The organism is Arthrobacter sp. HMWF013 (genome assembly GCF_003061105.1).
In the GTDB taxonomy this organism is placed as follows: Bacteria; Actinomycetota; Actinomycetes; order Actinomycetales; family Micrococcaceae; genus Arthrobacter.
The window spans coordinates 1-1,634 of sequence record NZ_QAIQ01000526.1; the positions used below are offsets into that span (position 1 = coordinate 1).

The 1,634-nt window shown below is 65.5% G+C and carries 2 protein-coding genes; one reads left to right on the plus strand and one right to left on the minus strand.

The window, feature by feature from the left end:
- Positions 1-740: ABC transporter permease (locus DBR22_RS18315; RefSeq protein ID WP_308810236.1), on the plus strand; the 740-nt coding region annotated here is incomplete at its 5' end.
- A 25-nt stretch (positions 741-765) separates the two neighbouring features.
- Here DBR22_RS18315 and DBR22_RS18320 read toward each other — a convergent pair.
- A partial coding sequence (locus tag DBR22_RS18320; RefSeq protein WP_146187566.1) for a GAF domain-containing protein occupies positions 766-1,634 on the minus strand: 869 nt, incomplete at its 5' end.

The following is a 1,634-nucleotide window of genomic DNA, read 5'->3' on the forward strand; positions in this document are numbered from 1 at the left end:
CCGGTGTCCTGACCGCCCGCTCCCTGCGCCACATCCTCCGCAGCCCGGACACGATCATGACCACCGCCGTCACGCCGATCGCCATGATGCTGCTGTTCGTCTACGTGTTCGGCGGCGCGATCAGCACCGGATCCGACGAGTCGTACGTCAACTATTTGCTCCCCGGCATCCTGCTCATCACCATCGCCTCCGGCGTTGCCTACACTGCGTACCGGCTGTTCCTGGACCTGCAGGGCGGCATTTTCGAACGCTTCGCGTCCATGCCCATTGCACGGTCCAGCGTGCTCTGGGCGCACGTGCTCACTTCCCTGGCGGCCAATCTGGTCTCGGTGGCAATCGTGATCGTCGTCGCGCTGGTCATGGGCTTCCGCACCGGCGCATCCGTGGCCGCCTGGCTGGCCGTCGCAGCCATCCTGGTCCTGTTCACCCTCTCACTGACGTGGATCGCCGTCATCGCCGGGTTGTCCGCGAAGAGCGTCGACGGCGCCAGCGCGTTCAGCTACCCGCTGATCTTCCTGCCGTTCATCAGCTCGGCGTTCGTGCCCACCGATTCGATGCCCGGCCCGGTGGCGTGGTTTGCCGAAAACCAGCCCGTCACCTCAGTGGTGAACAGCATCCGGAACCTGTTTGCCCAGGAACCCGTCGGCACTGACATCTGGACCGCCCTCGCCTGGCTCGTCGGCCTCCTTGTGGTCGCCTACGCCTTCGCCATCGCCACCTACCGCCGCAAGATCTGCTGACCCGTGCGATTCCCGGCCGGGCCCACTACGCGAGGCTGCGCCTCGTCTGGAGCCTTAGTTCGAGGTCATTCATGACGATCCCTGCGAGGTTCTCCAGGGTTTTGGTGTCGTCCTCGCTGAAGTGCCTCGGCTGGGTGTCCAGCACGCACAGGGTTCCGAGGTTGTAGCCGTCGGGCGTGCGCAACGGCACGCCCGCGTAAAACTGCATGCCGGCGTCGCCGGCAACCAACGGGTTGGCCAGAGTGCGGGGATCGGTAGCGGCGTTCTCCACAATCCAGGCATCGTCCTGAAGGATTGCCGAGGCGCACAGCCCCGGATCCCTGCCAATCTGTTCGATATCGGTGCCGTACCGGGCTTTGAACCAGATACGGTCGTGGTCCACAATGCTCACGATGGCTACCGGGACGGCAAACATCCGGGCCGCCACAGCCACCACGCGGTCAAATGTCCCGTCCGGGAGGGTATCGAGGATCCGGTACCGTTGCACTGCCCGCATTCTGGCGTCTTCGGCGTCGTCCGTTTCCTGTGATCCGCCCCGGTGCCTCGCTGCACCCGTTGCGATTTCCTGCCGCAAGGACAGGGACACATCCTTGGCGTCCGGGCGTGCAGCGGGATCCCGGGCGAGCATGAAGGTCAACAGCTTTGCCCATCGCGGCGCTATCTCCTCCGGAATGTGCGGATCGCGCAGCAGCCGTGCCAGGGCCGACTGGATGGGAGCACCAGGATAGACAACGCGACCCGTCAAAGCCTCCAGCAGCACGAGCCCCAGCGAGTAGACGTCACCGGGCTTTCCGGACGGCTCACCGGCGGCCTGCTCGGGGCTGAGGTAGTGGGGCGTCCCCGACGAGCCGCCCGACAAGGTGTCGAAGCCCTCTGACAGCAGCGTCGCGACGC